The following is a 21442-nucleotide window of genomic DNA, read 5'->3' on the forward strand; positions in this document are numbered from 1 at the left end:
AATCACAATGGGCACCATGAGTCAGATCGATTTAGACAACTCGACCAAGCAGATTCGCGGCTACAGCTCCTGCGCGAACTCCTGTAGCAGTTGCCGAATCCACACGTTCAACGGCGACCCGTCACCGCGTGCATGCCAGACCATGGAAATCGTGAACTGCGGAGGTTTGACGGGCGACGCACCTACTGCGAGGCCGGTTCGACTCGCGATCGCACGTGCCGCGTGATCTGGGATGGTCGCAATGACCGGCACACTCATGATCAGCGAGGGAAGGCCAGAGAAATGACTAATCGAACACAGTGTTTCGCGTTTATAGCCTTTTACCGCAAGAGCGTCATCGACCCATCCGCGCTGGACATCGTAGGAGACTCTCACATGTTCGTACGACACGTATTCATTGAACGTGATGGGGTCTGACAGTGGCAGCTGCTCGGAATCGAACACGCATGCGTAGCTTCCTGAGAACAGCGGCTCAACTTTGACGGTCGCATCGTCCTGTCCTGTCAGGGCAGTGAGCGTCAAGTCGTTGCGTGCGTTGGCGACACTCTCTCGCCAGAGCGTGCTGTTGGTCTGGTGAATAGCAAAATCAAGTCCCCATCCATTGACATGCTTTTGTCGAGCGAGCCATGGCGCCAAGACGAGCTCGACGTCATCGGACATCGCGAGGTGGATGGTTCGATTGCTGGTTTTCGGGTCGAACTCTGGTTCATGAAGTAAAACACCGGCAATCGCGTTAAGGGACGGCGAGACCCTGGCAGATATTTCAAGTGCCTTCGAAGTGGGCACCATACCGGCTTTGGAGCGCTCGAACAGCGGATCGTCCAACAAGATGCGCAGCCGTGACAGCGCGGCGCTGGCAGCACTTTGGCTAAGCCCGAGTTTGACTGCTGCCCGGGTGACGCTGCCTTCCTGCATGAGTGCTTGAAATACCACCAAGAGGTTGAGATCAACCCGCTTCAAATCGACGACATTCATGAAGCCCATCATAACTATCAATTGGACAGAGGTTACTTCGTGCACCACAGTAAGTCTCATAACGCCCTCTGCAAGGTGAACAAGGGAGATCGCAAGTGCAGAATCAAGACGTCGCATCGTCGGCAAGTGATACACAGTTACTCGCCCTACCGAAGCGAGACCTTCAAAAACGAATGGCCGCAGTTGGTATTGGCAATTTCATGGAATGGTTCGATTTCGCCATTTACGGCTACTTCGCCGCGATAATCGGAGCGTAATTCTTTCCCTCCGGGGATCCGACAGCCGAAATGCTGTCGTCGCTCGCAGTGTTTGCGGTGGGGTTTATTTCGCGGCCGGTAGGCGCTCTCATCCTCGGTCCGATGGGAGATAAGCTCGGTCGCCGCGCGGTGCTCATTGTGACGGTAATGGGAATGGGACTGATCACCGCACTCATCGGCTTAACGCCATCGTATGAGACGATTGGAATTGCCGCACCCATCATTATCGTGGTTCTGCGACTGCTACAGGGCATGATGGTAGGTGGCGAGTGGACCAGCGCAGCAGCGTACATCGGCGAAAGTGCGCCGAAACGCAAACGCGCGCTGTATGCAAGCCTCATCACCGCTACGGCGGGACTCGCTTTCCTTGTCGGCACGGTTACCGCCGCGTTGCTAACCGCGGCACTCGATGACGCTGCGCTGTCCTCGTGGGGTTGGCGCTTACCGTTTATCGCATCCCTGTTTATGGCTGTGATTGCCGTCTATATTCGTCGCAAGCTCGACGACACCCCCGTGTATGAAGAAATCGAGCGAAAGCGTGCCTCAAATTCAATCGAGCACACGAGTTTCGCAACTCGCGCTCGAGCGTTTGTGCTGACGTTGGCGTTCGCCGGAATCTTTGGCGTCAGCCTGTACTACTTCATCACTTACGCAAACAACCACCTCTCGGGACCTGTCGGCGTTCCGCGCATTGAGTCGCTGGTGGTAACGGGCGCGGCGATGGTCTTCTATGTTGCATTCAACCCACTTGTGGGCATTGTGGCCGACAAGATTGGGCGACGCCCCGTCTTGCTGACTGGCGTAATCGGCCTCATCGTTTGGTCAGTGCCTGCTTTCATGTTGATGAACACGGGCAACCCTTTCCTTGCGTTCCTGGGGCTCGTCATGTTCGCGTTCTTTGTGGCCTGCTGTGCGGTGATGAACAACGTGCTGCTGGTTGAGGTATTCCCAGCATCGGTTCGTTCCACGGGTTCTGCTCTTGGCTACAACGTTGCCTACGCGCTGCTTGCCGGCCCGGGTCCGCTCATCGCGGCCTCATTGGTCGCAGCAACGGGGATGCTGGTCTCGCCTGCGTTCTACGTCGTCGCGGTTGCAGTCGTTGCGCTTGCGATTCTCTGGCCGATGTTGAAAGAGACGAAGGACGTCGACATTACTTTCGGGTAATCGGGACGCGTTACCAATACTCACTACTAGTTGAAGGAATCAAGAATGAGCAAAGTTGCTGTAATTCAAAGTGCGTCAGTCCCTTTTGATGCCGAAGCCTCTATTCAGAAGGCGGAGAGTCTCATTGCGGAAGTGGGTGCAGCGGGTGTTGAGTTGGCGGTGTTTCCTGAAGCCTTTATCGGTGGCTACCCGAAGGGAACCGCGTTCGGGACTTCCGTTGGCTACCGGCTCAAGCGTGGCAGGGAAGAATATGCCCGCTATGTTGCGGGCGCGATCACGCTGGAAGGACCTGAGACTGAACGGCTTATCCAGGCATCGGCTGAACATGGTGTGCACGTCGTAATAGGCATCATCGAACGACTTGGTTCAACGCTGTACTGCACGGCACTGCTAATTTCGCCAACGGATGGGCTCGTCGGCAATCATCGGAAATTGATGCCGACGGGAACAGAGCGCCTCGTTTGGGGCTTCGGCGACGGCTCGACGCTTGACACCATGGATACGCCAGCGGGCAAGGTTGGTACGGTCATCTGTTGGGAAAACTACATGCCGCTTATGCGGCAGGCGATGTACGCCAAAGGTGTGCAGGTGTATTGCGCACCCACCGCTGATGATCGCCCGACGTGGCAATCTTCAATGACTCATATCGCACTTGAAGGCCGAGTGTTCGTGCTTTCAGCATGCCAATACATCACGCGTGATTCGTTCCCAAGTGACCACCCGTTCGACTTCGAACCACCCCAGAATGGCGCTCATGACAGCAATGTCCTCATGCGAGGCGGCAGCGTAATCATCGACCCAACCGGGACGGTTCTCGCGGGCCCCGTCTACGACGAAGAGACGATCCTTTACGCGGACGTCGACCTTGCGGTGAAAACCGAGTCGCACATGGACTTCGACGTGGTCGGACACTACTCACGACCGGACGTCTTCTCGCTCAACGTAAACACACGTCAGACCGAATCGGTTACGTTCGCTGACTAATAAGCGGCCACTAATCCAGTCGTACCGAAACGACAATTAAACGAATTCATTGCAACTGGCCGCGGCCCCGTCAAAATGGGACGCGGCCAGTTAGTCATTAAATAAATGACCGTCATATTGGAGGAACCCTAGACCAACTTGGATGCAGTGCACCCGCACCGAATCGAAATGGCCCGGCTCCACAAATCGTGCGCACTGGCAACAACACTCACCGCAATTTAGCCGACTACCGCTGTTCAAATATCTCCCGCTCCATCTTTACAGATGGGGCGGTTTTGTATAACCATCAAGGAGTCCCCCGTGTCAATGTCTTCCCCCGCTCAGCCCAACTGGCTGAAGCAGCGCAGTGCCCTCGACTGGGTCGGAATCGCTGTCATCGGATGCGTACTGTTCTTTAGCGCAACAGCCTCCGGCGTCGGCGGGATATTCATAATGGCTGGCATCATCGCGCTCGGCCTCGGTATTTACGTGGCAATCACGGGACGCAGGACAATGTTCGGGTTCACCGGCGGCCGCAAATTTGGGCTGGCTGTCACCGGCGCAGGCCTCGTCGCGTCATTCGTGGGCGGCGGAATCTACGGCAGTTCCAACGACGTCGACCCAAGAGGGTGTCAAATGGTTTGTGTACCGGGTCAGTCATGAAAGGACATGATGGTGACCATGACCGAGGCACAACCCAACCCGAAACCCGCGGCAGCGTTCATCGACGAACTCCAGGCCTCGGGCGCACTCGACGAGTTGTTCGCAAAAATCGATGCTGGTGAGATCGAACTCACCGGCAACGGCGGGCTCGTCCCCGCGCTCCTGAAGGCAACCCTGGAACTTGGCCTGCAGGCCGAGATGACCTCGCATTTGGGGTACGCGAAAGGCGAACCGGAAGCGAAAGCTACCGCGAATTCCCGCAACGGGTCCTACCCGAAAACGGTGTCGACCGAGGCTGGGGACATCGACCTCGCGATCCCGCGTGACCGGGACGGCTCGTTCACACCCCGGCTCGTGCCGATCGGCGCTCGCCGGTTGGGCGGGCTGGATGACATGATCATCAGTCTCTACGCCGGGGGCATGACGATCCGCGATATTCAACATCATTTGGCGTCCACGATCGGCACGGAACTGTCGCACGAGACGATCTCGAACATCGCCGACGCGGTACTCGAGGCGGTGCTGGAATGGCAGCAACGGCCGTTGGACGACTTCTATCCAGTCATCTACCTTGACGCGATTCGGGTGAAAGTGCGTGATAACGGTCATGTCCGGTCCAAAGCCGCGCACATCGCGGTCGGGGTAGATCTGGATGGCATCAAACACGTCTTGGGGATCTGGGTGCAGAACACCGAAGGCGCCTCGTTCTGGGCGCATGTCTGCGCGGAACTCGCGAATCGTGGGGTGCGGGACGTGCTGATCGTGTGCTGTGACGGGCTGACCGGGCTGCCGGATTCGATCGAAGCGACCTGGCCGGATTCGTTGGTGCAAACCTGTGTCGTGCATCTGATCCGGGCCGCGAACCGGTTCGTGTCCTACGCCGACCGGCGGGCGGTGTCGAAGGCGTTGAAACCGATCTACGCGGCCGCGAACGAAGATGCCGCGCTGGTGGCGTTGACCGAGTTCGCCGAATCCTCGTTAGGCCAGAAGTATCCTGCTGCGGTCGCGACGTTTGAAAACGCGTGGGATCGGTTCGTGCCGTTCCTGGCATTCCCACCGATGCTGCGGCGAGTGATTTACACGACGAACTCGATCGAGTCGCTGAACTACCAGCTCCGGAAAGTGACGAAGAACCGCTCCCAATTCCCCACGGACGACGCGGTGGTGAAGCTGTTGTGGTTAGCGATCTGCAATATCGAGGACAAACGCGCCCGCGAACGCGAAAAAGAGCGCGGCAAGGGCGCGAACCGGAAGGCGAGCGGGCGGCTGGTCGAGGGACAGGTCACGACGAACTGGAACCAAGCCCTAGCCCAACTCGCAGTCGCGTACCCAGACCGGATCAATCCCTATCTTTAGGCAATTCCCGCACACAAACAACTTGACAAGCTCCGACCCAATTGCAGAACCCGCCCCGACAGTGACAATCGTCGAAACAGTCACCGAGACGGTCCAAGAAACAATCACAGAGACAGTCACCGAAACAGTCACCGTCGAGCCAATACCACCTGCAGAACCTGAGGTAGCCGTAGAAGAAGAGCCAACATCAGGCGGAGGCTCATCCAGCGGCAGCTCATCAAACGAAAGCTCCTCCGGTGGAAGCTCCTCAGACACCAACGACGGCAACAACTACGAACCCCAGCCGCTCGTCAACGACCCCGCGCCCGAGCCAGACCCAGCACCAGCCAGCGCCTACTACGCAAACTGCACCGAAGCTCGTGAAGCTGGCGTCACACCGATCTACCGCGGCGAACCCGGATACCGTTCACAGCTCGACCGCGACAACGACGGAATCGCCTGCGAATAGCGAGCAACACCCGAATAGCGAGTGCTAACCCCGCGCCCCACCCTCAGCAGCCAACGCCCCCGCATACTCCCCCAGCCACTCCCGCACAGCCCCACCAATCTCCGGATGCGCAACCGCAAACTCGATATTGGCCTTGAGGTAATCGAGCTTGTTGCCGGTGTCGTATCGACGCCCCGGGTACACGACCGCAACGACACCACCCAGTTCATCGCGTCGCGCCGCAAGCTCCTGCAACGCATCAGTGAGCTGGATTTCACCACCACGACCGGGCGAAGTTCGCTCCAGCACCTCGAACACTTCAGGACGCAGCACATAGCGCCCGATGATCGCGAGGTTGGATGGCGCTTCACCCGCGGCAGGTTTCTCCACGAGGCCATCCACCCACACCGAAGGCCACGGGATGTCGTCCCCCACCACTGCCTCAGCACTCCCGTCGACAATGTGCGGCGCCACAACACCATACGAAGACACCTGCTCCATCGGCACCTCCTGCACAGCGATCACACTCGCACCCGTCCGCACGTGCAGCGCAATCATTTCTCGCAGCAGCTCGCCACCGCTCTGGATGATGTCGTCACCAAGCAGGACGGCAAACGACTCCTCGCCAACGTGCTGTTTAGCACGAAGCACCGCGTGACCGAGTCCAAGCGGATCCCCCTGCCGGAGGTAGTGAACATCAGCAAGCTCGGAAGTCCGACGGACGGCATCGAGCAAAGACTCCTTGCCGCGCGCTTCAAGCGCATCTTCGAGCGCCGGAACACGATCAAAATGATTCTCGAGGGGAGTTTTGTTGCGCCCAGTGACCATCAGCAGATCCGTCAAGTGCGCCTGAACAGCTTCTTCCACGACGTACTGAATGGCGGGCTTATCCACCACGGGAAGCATCTCTTTCGGAATGGCTTTCGTTGCCGGCAAGAACCGGGTGCCAAGTCCAGCAGCAGGAATCAAAGCTTTCGTCACGCGAGAAGTCATAGAGCGGATCTTAGCCAGCGAAGTGAACCGCACCTCCACCACTCGCGACCCAGGTCACGCCCCAGGCCCAAACCGCAACGCCCGATCAAAGAACCCAACCACGGTATCGACAGCCTCAACGATCGCCGCAGACGACTGCTCATACACTTCCATCTCCCGCCGGTAGGGGTCGAGGATGTCGAGTTCTTCCTGCGATTCCGGGATAGGCGCACTCCCCCGCAATTCAGACAGCGTCCGCAACGCAGCGCGTTCGATAGCGCGCCGCCCCGAGACTGACTCCTCAAGTTCGTCATCCGAAATAGCGGCAGCAATTCGGGCAAGCTGCACGAGCGTGTACGTGTACCGGTTTGCTCGCGGAAACAGTCGCACCACCCGGCTGCGGTGTTCCCGCGCCATCGTAATCACGAGGTCAGATTCCTCGACCAATTCCTTGGTGAGCAGTTGCCCTCGGTGTTGTTCCGGATGCTCCAGCCCAAGTCTCGAGGCAATCTCAATTGACGGATCGGGCATGGGATGGCCGACAAGCGCATCGGTCCCGGCGCTCATCACCTCAAAACGAGATGGGTCGAGTTTGGCTCGCAGCAGCTGCTCAGCGAGTGGCGAACGACAGATGTTCCCGGTGCACACCGACAAGATACGAACCGACATCGCGTCACTCACTCCTTACGCGCTCGTCCGGCAGCACCCCGCTTGCCGGCACGACTATCGGATGCATCAGGTGTGAATACGTTACCGTAGGTCCCATAGCTTCCACCTTAGGAGTAAGCACCATACGCATTCTGTCAGGCCCCTTAGCCGGAAACTTCGTCGGAATCACGCCCAGGAGAGCACTGCCGCTCGCCTCAACAGCCGCAACTGCGCTGCAGACTTCCTGACGTTTCGTCGAACCTGCCGCAATCGCAAGAATGATTCCCGACGCGAACCGTGAGACTACCGCGGCTTCAGTCACGAGCAGCAACGGCGGCGCATCGACAATTACATAGTCAACATTCTCGCCGAGCGTTTCCATGATTTTCTGCATGCCTCGCGAACCGAGCAGCTCACTGGGGTTCGGCGGAATACGTCCTGCGGTCAATACCGCAATACGCCTTCGCCCCAAGGCTGCAGCGCATCGGCGAGTTCGGCCTTCCCAATCAGTACGTCGGTGAGCCCCACTTCACCCTCAATATCCATCAATTTGGCCGCGGTCGGTTTACGAAGGTCCCCGTCGACTAGTGCGACGCTCAGACCGGTCTGCGGGAGTGCAATGGCAAGGTTGGCCGCGATGGTTGACTTGCCCTCATCGGGCACTGCGCTCGAAATAAAGAAGATGCACGACTCAGAATCGGAATCCAGGAACTGAACATTGGTCCGTAGTGAGCGGAATGCTTCAGCGCGAGGATTCTTTGAATCCTTGTGGATGACGAGTGGACGTTAGGCAGCGTTCCGGTCGTCGGCGATGCCGTCGTGGATCGGGGTCCCGGTAGGACGTTCAGTCCTCAGTGAGAAACGGCTGGGCGGGGCAGGGTATTTGCTGCTCATCACATGTTGCGTTCGTTCCAGATGATGAAAGGCGAACTGCAAATACGGCCGACTCTCAACGCGCGAAAGCATCGAACCGCACCTGACGATCGTGTCCTGCGCGCTAGCCGCGCCACGGCATGTGCAGACGGGGACAGGCTGGTGGTATGTCAGGAAAATCGTGCAATTTCTCGTACCGTTACGAGAAGCGACAATCGAGATCAACGGGCGCGAACTCTTCAGGATGCCGGAAGTACCGGACGAGATCAGAAAAATCCTGTCTCAATTCAAAACAAACTAAGTGAGGTCCAAGTCACGCAAAATGCGGGGCGGCACACTCAACAGCGCCACCTCACATCTGCATGAGCCGTATTCTCTACTTCGGTCTACTTCCGCTGTTTCGGCACCCGCAGCGCTGCCGTTGCAAGGTCCTCGCGGTGCACGCCACGGGTGTGGTCGAAAATCGGGTCTTTCCGCAGCTGAATGATCAGCGAGACCCCGAGTAACGCCACGATGATCGTGAACGGTAGCGCCGAGAGCATCGCAGCTTGCTGCAGGGCCGCGAGCCCGCCAACGACCAGCAGCAGTGCGGCACAGAGCCCGGTGAGCGCTCCCCAGATCGACAGAATCGGCCTTGTCGGGTTCAGTGTTCCGCGGGAGGACATCATGCTGAGCACGAAGGTATTCGCGTCCGCGCCCGAGACGAAGAACAGCACCACGAGAAGGACCGCGACCACCGAGGTCACTTCGAGCAGCGGCAGCTGCGCGAGCATCTCGAAGAAGGCCGAATTGATATCGGCCGCCGCCGCATCCCCGATATTGCTGACGCCTGCCATGTCGAGCTTGATCGCGGTGCCGCCGAAGATCGTGAACCACAGGAAGAACACGATGCTCGGCACCACCATCACCCCGAGCACGAACTGGCGGATCGTCCGGCCGCGCGAGATTTTTGCGAGGAAGACGCCCACGAAGGCGCCCCAACTCAGCCACCAGGCCATCATGAAGTAGGTCCACCACTGCATCCACTGGCTGCCCTCGTCGGTGAGTGGGGTAATGAGGCTCACCTGTAGGAAGTCGCTCGAGTACTGGCCGACCGCGCGGACGAAGAGGTTCGTGATGAAGTTCGAGGGCCCCGCGAGGAAGACGTAGACACCCATTGCGGCCGAGAGCAGCATCGTGAACTGGCTGATGTATTTGATGCCGCGGTTCACGCCCGACAGCGCCGAGAGCGTAAAGAGCACCGTGATCACCGCAATGATCAAGATCTGTACGAACAACTCGGTCGGCACTCCCATGATGCGGTTCAGGCCTTCGGAGATCTGCGCGGCGCCGAGACCGAGCGAGGTGGTCGTCCCGAACAGCGTTGCGATGATCGCGAATACGTCGATGAATTTGCCGACCCAGCCGTCGACTAATTTGCCGAGTACCGGTCGCAGCATTGGCGAGACCAGCCCGGTGTTCCCTTGCCGGTGGGTCGAGTACGCGATGGCGAGGCCGAACACCCCAAAGATGGCCCAGGCGTGTGGACCCCAGTCGAAGTAGGAGAACTGCATGGCGCGGACCGCGGCGTCCACCGTGCCGGGCTCGGCGAGATCGTGGGGCGGGGCGAAGAAGTGCGAGATCGGTTCGGCCACACCGTAGCTAATGAGCCCGATGCCCATCACGGCCGAGACGATCATCGCGATCCACGCCCAGTTCGTGTATTCGGGGCGGTCCTCGTCGCTCCCGAGGCGAATATTGCCGAAGCGGCTCGCGGCTAAGTAGATGAGCAGCACGATGCAGCCGAAGGCGACGAGCAGGTACGACCAGCCCACGGTCTCCGAGGCCCAGTTCATCGCCGAGGTCATCGCTCCCCCGAGGGTTTCTGGCGAGATCGACGCCCAGGCGACGAACGCGAGGATGAACCCGATCGAAAGGTAGAACACCGCCCCGGGGCGACTGCGGAGCGCATCCGCCCGCTGCTGCGCCTCGCTCGGGCCACCGGTGGCGCCCAGGCCCGAGACGGCCATGCTGCCGAGTTCGGTGTCGGCCCGCTCGCGAGATCGCGCCTGCGACTGTTCACTTGTTGGATCGTGGTCGTTCATGATGTGCTCCACTTCGTTGTGCGCTGAACCCGATACGGGCCTTGCTCAGAGTTCGACCAGACCTCGGCCGTCGTAGAATTTCGCTGCTTTGTAGAGGATCGGGGCGTCATCCGTGGTTTCGGCGTGCTGGACGCGACCGATGAAAATCGTGTGCGTGAGCGCTTGAAACCGCTCTTTGATTTCGACCTCAATCGACGCTGAAGAGTGGTCGATCAGCGGACTGCCATTGGGGCCGGGATGCCATTCGAGATCCTTAAATTTGTCGGCGGACTTGGATGCAAAGGCATCCAGCGTTGCGCGTTGGTTGCTGGAGAGGATATTAATCCCCACATGCGCCGACCCGAAGAGGGACGGATACGTCGACGAGGTCTTCTGCACGCACACCAGCACGAGCGGCGGGTCGAGCGACACGGAACTGTAGGCGCTCACCGCGAGGCCGCGGGGGTTCCCGTCCGCGTCATTGGTGGTGACCACGGTCACGCCCGAGATGAACTGCTTATTGAAGGCCTTGAGCATTTCGCGCGGCGGCGGCACATCCCCCACGTGCGTCCCCTCGGGCTCGTCTTCGAAGGCCGATGAGAGTGACGGCAGCCCCAAGTCCCGAAGCAGTGCCGAGTCATCCCAGGTCACCTCTTCCGCGGCGATCTTGCCGCCCCGCAGGCGCGCGAAGTTCGAGCCGTGGGTCTTGAGCCTCGTCCCCGTGGGCGGCACATTGCCCAGTGGCGCCGAGAAGGTGCCGTCCGTGCGCCAGAAGATCGCGAGCTCGTCCTCGTTAGCAACGATTCGCTGGATGGTGGTCCGCATATCCGGGAAGGCGGCGCGGATTTCGGCGATCTCGCGGATGAACTCCTCGAAATCCAAGACCCGGCCGGAGGAAACACTGACGCGCTCATAATCCTGGGTGCTGATCGCCCGCAGGGCGGCAAACTCACCGTGGTCCCAGGCCTGCGACCACGCATACTGGACAGCATCCTTGATGTCTTGTTGCATGCCAGTAATCCTATGCACAGCGCGCGAAGTTCGTCAACAACCAGGTAAATAGCGTGATTGCTCGGGAATGACGTCCGCGATTGACAGGCCTCTTGCATGCAAGATACGCTTCTTGCATGCAAGCTATTTCGAGCTTTGGCAGTGCCGCCGACTCCTCCGATATCACTGCCGATTCACCACTATTGGATCGCCTCCGGGCGGCCGTCATCGACGGCACCTATGAACCCGGCGAACTCATGCCCGAGCTCGCCCTTGCCCAAGAATTTGAGGTCAGTCGCACCCCGATTCGCGAGGCACTCAAGCAGTTGCAAAACGAGGGGCTCGTCGAAATCCGCCCCCGCGTGGGCACCTTCGTCCGCATCCCCACCCGTCGCGAGATTGTCGAGCTCTTTCAGCTCAAAGAATCCCTCGAAGGGCTTGCCGCGAGCTTGCTCGCCAAGCGCGGACCGACTCCGGAACTCGAACTTCTCGAGCAAAACGTGCTCGACGCCGAGGCCACCGCCGCGAGCGCCGACGGCTCGGGCTACGCCTCACTTGTGCACGATTTTCACTGGACCCTCGTCGCCGGGGCCGACAACGTCAAGCTCCTCGAGCACTACCGCCGGCTCATGAATCAGCTCGCCTACCACCGCATCGTCTTGCGCACGGTGGCACGCCCGGGTCGCATCACCGCATCCAATAACGAGCACCGCGCCGTGGTCGCAGCGCTCAAACAGAAGGATGCGATGGCCGCAGAACTCGCGATGCGCCAGCACGTGCACGCATCCAGCCAGATGGCGCTCGCCGTCGAAGACTTTCCCGTGACGACCGACCCCGAAGCCCAGGAGCAACGCTAATGCGCCCGAACACCGCATCCCTGCCCACTGGCTCCGCCCTGCACCGCGAGGCGCTCGCCTGCGGCGTGCGCAAAGTGTTCACCTCGGTTGAAGAGGTGCACGCCGAGTCCGGCTCCCCCGTTGCGGCACCGGTACGGCAAGCCAGCGCGGTCGCGGTGCTGCGCAATCCGTGGCTCGGCACCGCTACCGATACCGATCTGCAACCGGAGACCGAACGGATCGCCCCGATCATCGCGAAACTGCTCAGCGATCGGCTTCTGGCCGTGCTCGGTGGGGCCGAGGCGGTGGCTGCGTTTGGGAAGGCCGCGGTGGTCGGGCTCGATGGCGAACTTGAACACGCTGGCGCACTCATCCACACCCCGTTTTTTGGCAACCTCCTGCGCGAAAGCCTCGAGGGCACCTCGATTATTTGTTTCTCGGATGAGCGTGCGGAAGCGAGCGGAGATATTCGCGTACCAATGTGGCACAAGACCCACGCCGCCACTCGCAGCCACTACCAAAGCATGAGCGTCCACCTCGCGGATGCTCCGCACCACGGCGAGATTGCCGTGATCGCCGCAGCCGCCACCGGCTCCCGACCGTTCCCCAGAATTGGCGACCGCCGCACCGACGGCGCCGTCACCCTCGACATCCTGAAAGGACGCATCTGATGCAACTCCGCAAAATTGTCACCCTCCTCGACGAAACCCTCACCGAGGGCGGCCGCCCGGTCGAGCCCGTCGCCCGCGTCGCGGTAGTTGCCGCGATCATCAAAAACCCATGGGCCGGTCAGGGCTTCGTCGAAGACCTCGGGCCCGGCATTGACGAGATCGCGCCGCAGCTCGGGGCGCTGCTCGCACCACGCATTATGGAGGCGCTCGGTGAGCCGCTCGAGGCCTATGGCAAGGCCGGCATCGTTGGGCTGCACGGAGAAATTGAGCACGCATCCGGGCTCATACACACGCTCAAGTTCGGCGATCACTTCCGCAATGCCGCGAGCGCCACGACCCTCCTACCCGCCGTCGAGAAGCGCGGGCCTGCCGGGATCGCGTTTGATATTCCCCTCAAGCACTTCACCGACGCGACGATTCGCTCGCATCATCAGTCCTTCGAGGTCCGGATTGCCGATGCCCCGCATCCTGACGAGCTGCTCATCGCGCTCGCTGGCGCCGCCCAGGGCCGCCCCCAGCAGCGACTCGCGGCGCTCAGCACCGAGCAATAAGCAGCCCCATGTCGCACGCGAGCAATGCCGAACCCGCCATCGTGCTGCTGCACGGTGTTGGTCTCGACCGCACCATGTGGCAGCCGCTGACCGCGGCGCTGTCGGGTGAGGTGATCGCCCTGGATCTTCCCGGCCACGGCGAGCAGCCACCGCTGAGCGCCCCGACTTCGCTGCGCGAGTTGGCCGAGGATGTGGTGGCTCGCCTCCCCGAATTCGCGGTACACCTGATCGGGTTCTCGCTCGGCGCACTCATTGCCCAGCACATTGCACGCTTCCACCCGGAGCGCGTGCAGACGCTCACCTGCGTGAGCTCGGTATGCCAGCGGACCCCGGAGGAGACCGCCGCGGTGCTCGAGCGTTTCGCGATTGCGAAACGCGACCTTGCGGCGAGCACGGACCGTTCGATTGAACGCTGGTATCCGGCCGGGACCTCCGTGAGTACCGAGATGATCGCGCAGACGCGCCGCACTCTCGAAGCAAATGATCCTGATTCATTTCTGCACGCCTACGAAGTCTTTGCCACGGGCGATCAGGACATCGCCGCCGAACTCGCTCGCATTGCCATGCCGACTTTGGCGATCACCGGGGAGCTCGACCCCGGGTCGACTCCGGAGATGAGCGAACGGCTTGCCGCCGCGGTTCCCGGTGCCCGGGCCGAGATCGTCGCCGGCGCGCGGCACATGCTGCCGGTGGAGAACCCGGCGGCGCTGGCAGCGGCGATTGACCAGCACATCCGAGGCGCTGCGCAGGAACGCGACCCGGCGCACAATCGCCACGCCGCGCACGACCAAGCCTCGGCGCACGATCGCGACTCTGCGCACATCCATGACACCGCGCACATCCACGACTCTGCCCCCACCCACGACTCCGAAGGGAACCCCCGATGACTGAGCGATACGGACACTTCATCGACGGCGGCTGGCGCGACCCCGCCAACGGCGAGTATTTCACCAGCACGAACCCGGCCACCCTCGAAGACCTCTACCAGGCCGCACGGGGCGACAGTGCCGATGTGGATGCTGCGGTCACCGCCGCACAACGCGCATTCGAGGCCCCGTCTTGGCGCGGGCTCACCGCAACGAAGCGGGGCAAACTGCTACACCGACTGGGCGATCTCATTGCCGAGAACGCCGAGGAACTCGCGCGCTTCGAGAGCCTCGACAACGGCAAGCTGCTGCGCGAAATGCGCGGCCAACTCCTCACCCTGCCCGACTACCTCTACTACTACGGCGGCCTCGCCGACAAAGTGCAGGGATCGCAGATTCCGACCAATAACCTCGCGGTGCTCAATTACACCCAGCGGGAACCGCTCGGCGTAGTCGGAGCCATCACGCCGTGGAACTCGCCACTCACCCTCACCGCCTCGAAGCTCGCGCCCGCACTCGCAGCCGGCAACACCGTGGTGATCAAACCGAGCGAGTACACCTCCCGCACCATCCTGCGCTTCGCCGAACTCGCCAGCGAAGCCGGATTCCCCGATGGCGTGGTCAATGTCGTCACCGGACTCGGCGCCGAAGCGGGCGCGGCGCTCGTCGATCACCCGCGCATCGCAAAAATCTCCTTCACCGGCTCCACCGCGACCGGCGCAGCCATTGCCGCAAGAACGGCCTCGCGTTTCATCGGCTCCACCCTCGAGCTCGGGGGCAAGAGCCCCAATATCGTCTTCGAGGATGCCAATGTCGAGAACGCCGCGATGGGCGTCATCGCCGGAATCTACGCCGCGGCCGGGCAAACCTGCATCGCCGGCAGCCGCGTATTCGCACAGCGCGCGGTGTACGAGGAACTGCTCGAGCGAGTCGCCGAGCGCGCCAATTCCATCAAAATCGGTGATCCGCTCGCCGCCGAAACCGAACTCGGACCGCTCGCATTCCAGGACCAGCTCGAGAAAGTCAACTACTACGTGGACCTCGGGGTGGATGAGGGCGCCACGCTCTTTGCCGGCGGCAAGCGGCCCGAGGTGGAACTGCCCGGCTACTTCTACTCCCCCACGGTGCTCACCGACGTCAACAACGACATGCGCGTGGTGCGGGAAGAAATCTTCGGCCCGGTCGCGGCGATCATGCCCTTCGACACCGAAGAGGAAGTGCTGCAGCTCGCGAACGACACCGACTACGGGCTGGCCGCCGGAGTGTGGACCAAGAGCCTCGCCCGCGCCCACCGCATGGCGAGCAGCCTCGATGCCGGCACGGTCTGGATCAACATGTACCGCGCCATGTCGCCGATGTCGCCGCGGCAGGGCTTCAAGAATTCCGGCGTCGGTATCGAGCACGGATTTGAGTCGATGCACGAATACACCCGACTCAAGAGCGTCTGGATCAACACCGATGAAAGCCCGCTCGGCGACCCCTTCGTCATGCGCGGCTAACGGGCCACTGCCGTTTACCGCCGATCACCTCCTTGCACTGCCGATCACCGAAAGAGAACCACTATGCCACTGATCGATATCTCCATCGCGAAGGGCCGCAGCCCGGAACAGCTCCGTGCGCTCATGGACGGCGTTCACCGCGTCGCGGTCGAAACCGTCGCTGCCGCACCCGAAAACATCACCGTGATCGTGCGCGAAGTGGAGCACGAGCACTGGGCACGCACTAACCAAACCATCGCTGAACGCAACGCCGCGGGCTAGCCGGGGCACGCATCCAACTGACTCAGCCTGCTGTCGGAGCAGGGAACCATTTCGAAAGGACCAACGATGCGCTTTTCACTCTTCATCCACATGGAACGCTGGGATGACTCGATCAGCCACGACCAGCACTGGGAGAACCTCGTGGAGCTCACGCAGCTTGCCGAGGCTGGCGGGTTCGGCACCGTGTGGATCGGTGAGCATCACGCGATGGAATACACCGTCTCCCCCAACCCGATGCCGCAACTCGCGTACCTCGCGGCCCGCACCAGCACCATCCGCCTCGGCGCGGGAACGATCATCGCGCCGTTCTGGAATCCCATCCGCGTCGCCGGCGAGTGCGCCCTGCTCGACGTGATTTCCGGCGGCCGGATGGAGGTCGGTCTCGCGCGCGGGGCGTACCAGTACGAGTTCGACCGCATCATGAACGGGATGCCCGTGGCCGACGGCGGTGAATCGCTGCGCGAAATGGTGCCCGCGGTGCAAGCGCTGTGGCAGGGCGACTACGCGCACGAGGGGAAGGTGTGGCAGTTCCCCACCTCGACGAGCGTGCCGAAGCCCGTGCAGCAGGACGGCCCGCCAATGTGGCTCGCGGCCCGCTCCCCCGAAACGCACGACTTCGCGGTGGCGAATAACTGCAATGTCATGGTCACCCCGCTCATGAAGGATGACAACGAGGTGGTCGATCTCGTGGGTAAATTCGAGACGGCGACTGCGGCGCATCCTGAAGTGTCGCGGCGCCCCGAAATCATGGTGCTCCGCCACACCTACGTGCACGACGAGGCCGATCCCGAGGGCTGGCGCGTCGCCGCCGACGGCATCAACCGCTACTACCGCACCTTCGACTCGGTCTTCGGCAACAATGAGGCGCCGAACGGCTTCCACGAACCGAGCCCCGAGTCGAAGTTCGCCGAACGTCCGGAGTTCGAGGCCGAGTCGCTGCACCGCTCAGCGATGATTGGCACGCCGGATGAGGTCATCACGCGCCTGCGCGAATACGAGAAACTCGGCGTGGACGAGTTCAGTTTCTGGAGCGACAACTCGCTGTCGCACGAGCAGAAGAAGCGCTCTCTCGAGCTGTTCATCGAGCACGTCGTGCCTGAGTTTCAGGGCGCGTAGCGCAGTCAACGCGAGAATCCGGGGCCGAGCAGGTGGATGCGCTGCTCGACCCCGGATCTGTCTGTCCGCCGCATCCTGATGCGCCAATGCAAGATAGGCAAGCCTCAAATAGGTACGCCTTACCTTGCTATCAATCTCTTGTCAAGTCCGTTATTTTAGAGGTATCGAGACGGGTGACGGCCGACGCCACTCGACGAAAGAGAGGCAACCTCATGAACACTCAACTCACCACGATTAGCTCCTGTTCCGCAACCGCCTGCTCCTACAACAGCAACAACGACTGCACCGCCGCCGCCATCACCATGGGCCGCAGCGGCGACAGCGCGTCTTGCGCCACGTTCATCTCGCTGGACTCCGAAGGTGGTCTCGCCGTGGCTGACGGTCACGTCGGTGCCTGCCAGATGACCGAGTGCGTCCACAACCGCAACCTCATGTGCGCCGCCACCGCGATCTCGGTGAACGGCAACTCGGCCGAGTGCTCGAACTTCGAGACCAGCCAGCAGGTCGCTGCCTAGTCTTCAGCAGGTTTTGACCGCGGTGTCGTGCTCCATGCGAGCGCGGCACCGCGGTTTTGTGTTTGCGAGTGTCCGCAACCCACGCCGCGCACATAGTTGCCGCGGGAAGTAATTTCACATCCTGAGTGTTGCACCGAATATGGAACTCTTGGATGTCGTCGTGATCGGCGCGGGCCAGGCCGGACTCACCGCCGCATACTGGCTCAAGCAGCGCGGGCTCGAGCCGTGGAAAGACTTCGTGGTGCTCGACCGCAATGAGGGCCCCGGAGGCGCCTGGCAACACCGCTGGCCCGAACTCACGCTGGGAAAGGCCCACGGCATCCACGACCTCCCCGGTCTCAAGCTGGGCACACCAGACCCGACCGAGCCCGCATCCGCCGTCGTCACGCGCTACTACGGCGAGTATGAGCGGAAGTTCGAGCTGCCCATCGAACGACCCGTGCGGGTGGATACTGTCGAGTCGCTCGGCGAAGAGCCGGATGCGCCGCTCGAGATTCGCGCCGGCTCACGCACCTGGCGCAGCAAGTTCGTGATCAATGCCACCGGCACCTGGACCCGGCCGTTCGTGCCCTACGCCCCCGGCGCCGAACAGTTCAAGGGGCTGCAGCTGCGCACAGTGGACTACTGGTGCTCCGATGACTTCGCGGGCAAGCATGTCGTGGTGGTCGGCGGCGGGCTGTCGGCCGTGCAGTTCATCCTGATGCTCGAGCAGGCGGGGGCCACTACCACCTGGTCAACCCGTCGCGAGCCCGACTGGGTCGAGGACCCCTTCGACGAACGCTGGGGCGTCGCGGTCGAAGAGCGAGTGGATGCGCGTGCGAGCGCCGGCCTCGTACCCCACAGCGTGGTGCGCAACACCGGCATCCCGCCCTGGCCCGAATACCTCGCGGCGCGCGATCGGGGCAGGCTCGTGTCGGATGGCCGCATCGCGCGCATCGAAAAGGATGCGGTCGTGTTCGAGTCGGGTAAGCGAGTGGCGTCCGATGTCATCCTCTGGGCCACCGGCTTCCGCCCCGATATCGACCACCTCGCTCCCCTGCACCTACGCGAACCGGGCGGTGGCGTGCGGACCACAGGCGTCGTGCAGGTCGATCGCGACCCGCGCATCCTGCTCGTCGGCTACGGCGCATCCGCCTCGACCGTCGGCGCGACCCGCGCCGGTCGCCGTGCGGCGGTCACGGCGCTGGAGCGGCTTGGCCGGAGTTCATCTGCGGGTTGAAGCCCGGACCGGACCAACTGCGGCGGCTCCTCGCGTTCGTCAGCGCGCTGACGCCTTGTCCGCACCGGTCCAGATGAACTGCCGCGGCTCCTCGCGTTGGCCGGCGCACTGACCGCCCTTTGGCCGCAGGAATACGCCACCGACGCCAAAGTTTCGTCGCTGCCACGCGAGATATCCGCCAATATTCGCCAGTCTCGACCATGGCTGGAAAACTTACTCCGGTGAATCCGCCCACCGTGCACACGCGCGGACAGGTTCGGACCACCCAAAGCAATACAAAGGACACTGAATGACTAGCCCCACCGCTGCTGCCAAGCAGCAAGTTCCTGCCGAAATCTCACGATCCTGGCTGCTGTTGTCAGCCCGTGAAGAAGAGCGCTTTGATAAAGCTCGCGCTTCGCGGAGCGACCAACTCATCCTCGATCTCGAGGATGGTGTGGATCCCTCACACAAGGACAGCGCGCGGGAATCGGTGCTGCGGTGGTTCGGGGACGGGAACGACGCGTGGGTGCGCGTCAACGTGCACGGTACGTCCTTCTGGAAGGACGACATTGAGCTCCTCCGCGGCAAGGACGGGCTCGCCGGTGTCATGCTCGCCAAGGTCGAGCGGCCTGAAGAAGTCACCGAAACCTTCGAGCGCCTCGGCGGCAAAACGCCGGTCATCCCGCTGATCGAATCGGCCCTCGGGATCGAGTCGGCAGTGGAGATTGCGCAGGCCGACGGTGTGTTCCGCCTCGCCTTCGGCAGCGGTGACTACCGGCGCGACACCGGTACTGCGGCCACTGATCTCGCGATGTCGTATCCGCGTTCTCGCCTCACCGTTGCGAGTGCGATCGCGGGGCTTACAGGTCCAATCGACGGCCCGACCGTGAGTAAGAGCCACCCGATCCTGCGCGATCAGTCGGAAACCGCGGTCAGCCTCGGCCTCACCGGCAAGCTGTGCCTCGACACGAACCAGCTGTCCGTCATCAACGAGATGTTCAGCCCGCCCGCATCCGATGTCGGTTGGGCGCGTGAGTTCCTCGCGGAGTTCAATGAGCGCGGTCGCGTGGTCCGCGATGGCAGCGATCTGCCGCGCCTGCACCGTGCGGAACGGATTGACGGGCTCGCGCGGGCGTTTGGGATTGAGCCGGTTTAGGAGGCTGCGCCGGCACTTGCTACAGCGCATCCAGGCCCTTGCCGATGGAATTCATCGCCAGCACTATGAGCAGAATCGCCATGATGGTGCTGTTGTTGCGGACAAGCCAGTTGCGAAGTGCATCAAGCGGTTTCGCGGTCCTGGCAGGGGCGACCACGGTCGCACCAACCGGGAAGAGCACTGTCAAGCCCGCCAGCAGGATGAAGGCGGCGCCACCGATCACGGCGACGGGCATCGAGTCGACGCGGCTGAGGCTGATGCCCGCCGTCGCAGCGAGGACGAGGTTCTTCGGCCCGAGCGCCATGATGAAGGCGAATCCGCCGCTTCGCCACGGGCCCATCGAGTCGAGCGCGCGCATCCACGCGGGAGGCGGAGGTTCGCCGGTGCCGGTGCCGTGTAAGAACGATCGGACGCCGAGTACAAGCAGCACCGCCCCGAGGACCAAACCCAACCAGCCACGAACCTGACCGCCCGTGTCGGAATCCGCGGGCGGCAGCAGCATCCGGACCTGCAGAAACACCACAACGCCCAGCGCGATGCCGAGCGCCCATCCGGCCGCAAACGCTATGGCGGGCACGCGACCGCGCTTTGAGAGCAGCAGCAGAATGGCCGCGATAATGGGAATCGGGCTGATCGCAATACCAATGGCGAGCGGCAAGAGGTCGGAAAATTGCAGCCCCATGTTCGGATTCCTCGCTTCTGCGTCGCGCTCGATGCTCGGCGCGCGAACAACCGGTCGAGCCGTCTTGCTCGGCGAATTACCGGGAAAGCACCTCGTCCGTCGTCTTGAGCGACACCATAGGAGCGAGCATACCCATGAGGTGTAGTGCTTGCGCGTGCACTTCTGCCGTGGCGCCCGCACAGGCGTCGGTCACGACCGTGACGGATTTCCCGGCGTCGATCGCGGGCAGCACGGTCCCGATCACGCAGCAGTCGGTCGCAACACCGCAGACCACGAGGTCGTGCCCCTCGGTGAGCGAGGCAAGCTCGCTCCCCCACTTCCCGAACGTCGGGAGGCTGACCACCGCATCCGCCGCCTTTACCGGCATCGTGATCGCCCACTCGGGAGAGTCTTCGGGAACGCGGAAGGCCTGCCAGCGAACGTAGTAATCGGCCCAACTGCCGTGCTCCTGCGGATCGCGGACGAACCGCGTCCAGATCACATCCCCGGCGAATTGCTCGGCAAGCCGAGCAATTTGGTTGGCGGCGGCCTCGTATCCGACACATGCCCAGTCGCTGCCTTCGCGGCGAAATGCTTCCTGCATATCGATAATGACGAGCTTCGCGGTGCTTGCATCCTTGCTGCTTGACTCCATGCTGCCTGCACCTATGTTGGCTGCATCCAGGCCGCCCGATTCCGCCCCGTTGTCCACCACGCCGCTCCCTTTCGCGTTCCTTAGCCTTGCCGGTTTCGCTGAC

At 61.9% G+C, this 21442-nt stretch carries 24 protein-coding genes; 15 read left to right on the forward strand and 9 right to left on the reverse strand.

Annotated elements, in window-relative coordinates:
- Positions 1-60: 60 nt before the first annotated feature.
- Positions 61-1020, reverse strand: coding sequence for a LysR family transcriptional regulator (locus ACTHXA_RS13115; RefSeq protein ID WP_441673094.1), 960 nt, complete (start codon positions 1018-1020; stop codon positions 61-63).
- A 242-nt stretch (positions 1021-1262) separates the two neighbouring features.
- Between ACTHXA_RS13115 and ACTHXA_RS13120 the strand changes: the two genes are divergently transcribed.
- The 5 genes from ACTHXA_RS13120 to ACTHXA_RS13140 all read left to right on the forward strand — a co-directional run bounded on the left by ACTHXA_RS13120 (position 1263) and on the right by ACTHXA_RS13140 (position 5826).
- A complete protein-coding gene (locus ACTHXA_RS13120; protein ID WP_441673096.1) occupies positions 1263-2396 on the forward strand; it encodes an MFS transporter in 1134 nt (377 codons plus the stop codon).
- 45 nt (positions 2397-2441) lie between these two features.
- Positions 2442-3380 carry a carbon-nitrogen hydrolase family protein gene (locus ACTHXA_RS13125; RefSeq protein WP_441673098.1) on the forward strand — a complete coding sequence of 313 codons (939 nt, stop codon included), beginning with the start codon at positions 2442-2444 and terminating at the stop codon, positions 3378-3380.
- 306 nt (positions 3381-3686) lie between these two features.
- The gene (locus ACTHXA_RS13130) at positions 3687-4022 is read left to right on the forward strand and encodes a hypothetical protein (protein WP_441673100.1); all 336 of its coding nucleotides are present in this window, start codon (positions 3687-3689) and stop codon (positions 4020-4022) included.
- 18 nt (positions 4023-4040) lie between these two features.
- Entirely contained in the window at positions 4041-5378 is a 1338-nt protein-coding gene (locus ACTHXA_RS13135) for an IS256 family transposase (RefSeq protein WP_441673102.1), read from the forward strand.
- A gap of 22 nt (positions 5379-5400) precedes the next feature.
- Positions 5401-5826: an excalibur calcium-binding domain-containing protein gene (locus tag ACTHXA_RS13140; protein WP_441673104.1), complete on the forward strand. Its 426-nt coding sequence runs from the start codon at positions 5401-5403 to the stop codon at positions 5824-5826.
- A gap of 24 nt (positions 5827-5850) precedes the next feature.
- Here the strand turns inward: ACTHXA_RS13140 and galU are convergent, their stop codons facing one another.
- From galU to ACTHXA_RS13170, 6 genes are all read right to left on the reverse strand, one after another.
- Positions 5851-6798, reverse strand: a complete 948-nt coding sequence (gene galU / locus ACTHXA_RS13145) for a UTP--glucose-1-phosphate uridylyltransferase GalU (RefSeq protein ID WP_441673106.1) — start codon at positions 6796-6798, stop codon at positions 5851-5853.
- 54 nt (positions 6799-6852) lie between these two features.
- A complete protein-coding gene (locus ACTHXA_RS13150) occupies positions 6853-7446 on the reverse strand; it encodes an arsenate reductase/protein-tyrosine-phosphatase family protein (protein ID WP_441673108.1) in 594 nt (197 codons plus the stop codon).
- A 4-nt stretch (positions 7447-7450) separates the two neighbouring features.
- Positions 7451-7873, reverse strand: a complete 423-nt coding sequence (locus tag ACTHXA_RS13155) for a hypothetical protein (protein ID WP_441673110.1) — start codon at positions 7871-7873, stop codon at positions 7451-7453.
- Positions 7870-8088 carry a P-loop NTPase gene (locus ACTHXA_RS13160; RefSeq protein WP_441673112.1) on the reverse strand — a complete coding sequence of 73 codons (219 nt, stop codon included), beginning with the start codon at positions 8086-8088 and terminating at the stop codon, positions 7870-7872. Before ACTHXA_RS13160 ends, ACTHXA_RS13155 begins: the two co-directional genes overlap by 4 nt.
- A gap of 596 nt (positions 8089-8684) precedes the next feature.
- Positions 8685-10382, reverse strand: coding sequence for a BCCT family transporter (locus tag ACTHXA_RS13165; RefSeq protein WP_441673114.1), 1698 nt, complete (start codon positions 10380-10382; stop codon positions 8685-8687).
- Between the two features lie 45 nt (positions 10383-10427).
- Positions 10428-11372, reverse strand: a complete 945-nt coding sequence (locus ACTHXA_RS13170) for a flavin reductase (RefSeq protein ID WP_441673116.1) — start codon at positions 11370-11372, stop codon at positions 10428-10430.
- Between the two features lie 116 nt (positions 11373-11488).
- Here ACTHXA_RS13170 and ACTHXA_RS13175 point away from each other — a divergent pair, with 116 nt between their 5' ends.
- The 10 genes from ACTHXA_RS13175 to ACTHXA_RS13220 all read left to right on the forward strand — a co-directional run bounded on the left by ACTHXA_RS13175 (position 11489) and on the right by ACTHXA_RS13220 (position 20023).
- Complete coding sequence (locus tag ACTHXA_RS13175) at positions 11489-12208, forward strand: GntR family transcriptional regulator (protein ID WP_441673118.1); 720 nt, start codon at positions 11489-11491, stop codon at positions 12206-12208.
- The gene (locus ACTHXA_RS13180) at positions 12208-12858 is read left to right on the forward strand and encodes an amino acid synthesis family protein (protein WP_441673120.1); all 651 of its coding nucleotides are present in this window, start codon (positions 12208-12210) and stop codon (positions 12856-12858) included. The genes ACTHXA_RS13175 and ACTHXA_RS13180 overlap by 1 nt, the downstream gene beginning before the upstream one ends.
- Positions 12858-13409, forward strand: a complete 552-nt coding sequence (locus ACTHXA_RS13185) for an amino acid synthesis family protein (protein ID WP_441673122.1) — start codon at positions 12858-12860, stop codon at positions 13407-13409. Before ACTHXA_RS13180 ends, ACTHXA_RS13185 begins: the two co-directional genes overlap by 1 nt.
- 8 nt (positions 13410-13417) lie before the next feature.
- Positions 13418-14296: an alpha/beta fold hydrolase gene (locus tag ACTHXA_RS13190; protein ID WP_441673124.1), complete on the forward strand. Its 879-nt coding sequence runs from the start codon at positions 13418-13420 to the stop codon at positions 14294-14296.
- The gene (locus tag ACTHXA_RS13195) at positions 14293-15774 is read left to right on the forward strand and encodes an aldehyde dehydrogenase (protein ID WP_441673126.1); all 1482 of its coding nucleotides are present in this window, start codon (positions 14293-14295) and stop codon (positions 15772-15774) included. Before ACTHXA_RS13190 ends, ACTHXA_RS13195 begins: the two co-directional genes overlap by 4 nt.
- A gap of 63 nt (positions 15775-15837) precedes the next feature.
- Positions 15838-16035, forward strand: coding sequence for a tautomerase family protein (locus ACTHXA_RS13200; protein WP_441673128.1), 198 nt, complete (start codon positions 15838-15840; stop codon positions 16033-16035).
- Between the two features lie 66 nt (positions 16036-16101).
- Complete coding sequence (locus ACTHXA_RS13205) at positions 16102-17151, forward strand: LLM class flavin-dependent oxidoreductase (protein WP_441673130.1); 1050 nt, start codon at positions 16102-16104, stop codon at positions 17149-17151.
- A gap of 212 nt (positions 17152-17363) precedes the next feature.
- Positions 17364-17666, forward strand: a complete 303-nt coding sequence (locus tag ACTHXA_RS13210) for a DUF1540 domain-containing protein (protein WP_441673132.1) — start codon at positions 17364-17366, stop codon at positions 17664-17666.
- Between the two features lie 139 nt (positions 17667-17805).
- The gene (locus ACTHXA_RS13215; protein WP_441673134.1) at positions 17806-18885 is read left to right on the forward strand and encodes a flavin-containing monooxygenase; all 1080 of its coding nucleotides are present in this window, start codon (positions 17806-17808) and stop codon (positions 18883-18885) included.
- 289 nt (positions 18886-19174) lie between these two features.
- Positions 19175-20023 (forward strand): HpcH/HpaI aldolase/citrate lyase family protein, encoded by an 849-nt coding sequence (locus ACTHXA_RS13220; RefSeq protein WP_441673136.1) that lies wholly within the window; start codon positions 19175-19177, stop codon positions 20021-20023.
- A 19-nt stretch (positions 20024-20042) separates the two neighbouring features.
- Here the strand turns inward: ACTHXA_RS13220 and ACTHXA_RS13225 are convergent, their stop codons facing one another.
- Both ACTHXA_RS13225 and ACTHXA_RS13230 read right to left on the reverse strand, forming a co-directional pair.
- Positions 20043-20705 (reverse strand): GAP family protein, encoded by a 663-nt coding sequence (locus tag ACTHXA_RS13225; RefSeq protein ID WP_441673138.1) that lies wholly within the window; start codon positions 20703-20705, stop codon positions 20043-20045.
- 76 nt (positions 20706-20781) lie between these two features.
- Positions 20782-21339 carry a cysteine hydrolase family protein gene (locus tag ACTHXA_RS13230; RefSeq protein WP_441673140.1) on the reverse strand — a complete coding sequence of 186 codons (558 nt, stop codon included), beginning with the start codon at positions 21337-21339 and terminating at the stop codon, positions 20782-20784.
- Positions 21340-21442: the final 103 nt, after the last annotated feature.

The organism is Gulosibacter sp. (assembly GCF_052090685.1).
Classification (GTDB): Bacteria; Actinomycetota; Actinomycetes; order Actinomycetales; family Microbacteriaceae; genus Gulosibacter.

Bases quoted from the DNA above. Each gene is read 5' to 3' on its own strand.
- ACTHXA_RS13120 (WP_441673096.1), top strand. From the start codon at position 1,263: ATGCTGTCGTCGCTCGCAGTGTTTGCGGTGGGGTTTATTTCGCGGCCG.
- ACTHXA_RS13125 (WP_441673098.1), top strand. From the start codon at position 2,442: ATGAGCAAAGTTGCTGTAATTCAAAGTGCGTCAGTCCCTTTTGATGCC.
- ACTHXA_RS13130 (WP_441673100.1), top strand. From the start codon at position 3,687: ATGTCTTCCCCCGCTCAGCCCAACTGGCTGAAGCAGCGCAGTGCCCTC.
- ACTHXA_RS13135 (WP_441673102.1), top strand. From the start codon at position 4,041: ATGACCGAGGCACAACCCAACCCGAAACCCGCGGCAGCGTTCATCGAC.
- galU (WP_441673106.1), bottom strand. From the start codon at position 6,798: ATGACTTCTCGCGTGACGAAAGCTTTGATTCCTGCTGCTGGACTTGGC.
- ACTHXA_RS13150 (WP_441673108.1), bottom strand. From the start codon at position 7,446: ATGTCGGTTCGTATCTTGTCGGTGTGCACCGGGAACATCTGTCGTTCG.
- ACTHXA_RS13165 (WP_441673114.1), bottom strand. From the start codon at position 10,382: ATGAACGACCACGATCCAACAAGTGAACAGTCGCAGGCGCGATCTCGC.
- ACTHXA_RS13170 (WP_441673116.1), bottom strand. From the start codon at position 11,372: ATGCAACAAGACATCAAGGATGCTGTCCAGTATGCGTGGTCGCAGGCC.
- ACTHXA_RS13175 (WP_441673118.1), top strand. From the start codon at position 11,489: ATGCAAGCTATTTCGAGCTTTGGCAGTGCCGCCGACTCCTCCGATATC.
- ACTHXA_RS13180 (WP_441673120.1), top strand. From the start codon at position 12,208: ATGCGCCCGAACACCGCATCCCTGCCCACTGGCTCCGCCCTGCACCGC.
- ACTHXA_RS13185 (WP_441673122.1), top strand. From the start codon at position 12,858: ATGCAACTCCGCAAAATTGTCACCCTCCTCGACGAAACCCTCACCGAG.
- ACTHXA_RS13190 (WP_441673124.1), top strand. From the start codon at position 13,418: ATGTCGCACGCGAGCAATGCCGAACCCGCCATCGTGCTGCTGCACGGT.
- ACTHXA_RS13195 (WP_441673126.1), top strand. From the start codon at position 14,293: ATGACTGAGCGATACGGACACTTCATCGACGGCGGCTGGCGCGACCCC.
- ACTHXA_RS13200 (WP_441673128.1), top strand. From the start codon at position 15,838: ATGCCACTGATCGATATCTCCATCGCGAAGGGCCGCAGCCCGGAACAG.
- ACTHXA_RS13205 (WP_441673130.1), top strand. From the start codon at position 16,102: ATGCGCTTTTCACTCTTCATCCACATGGAACGCTGGGATGACTCGATC.
- ACTHXA_RS13210 (WP_441673132.1), top strand. From the start codon at position 17,364: ATGAACACTCAACTCACCACGATTAGCTCCTGTTCCGCAACCGCCTGC.
- ACTHXA_RS13215 (WP_441673134.1), top strand. From the start codon at position 17,806: ATGGAACTCTTGGATGTCGTCGTGATCGGCGCGGGCCAGGCCGGACTC.
- ACTHXA_RS13220 (WP_441673136.1), top strand. From the start codon at position 19,175: ATGACTAGCCCCACCGCTGCTGCCAAGCAGCAAGTTCCTGCCGAAATC.
- ACTHXA_RS13225 (WP_441673138.1), bottom strand. From the start codon at position 20,705: ATGGGGCTGCAATTTTCCGACCTCTTGCCGCTCGCCATTGGTATTGCG.
- ACTHXA_RS13230 (WP_441673140.1), bottom strand. From the start codon at position 21,339: ATGGAGTCAAGCAGCAAGGATGCAAGCACCGCGAAGCTCGTCATTATC.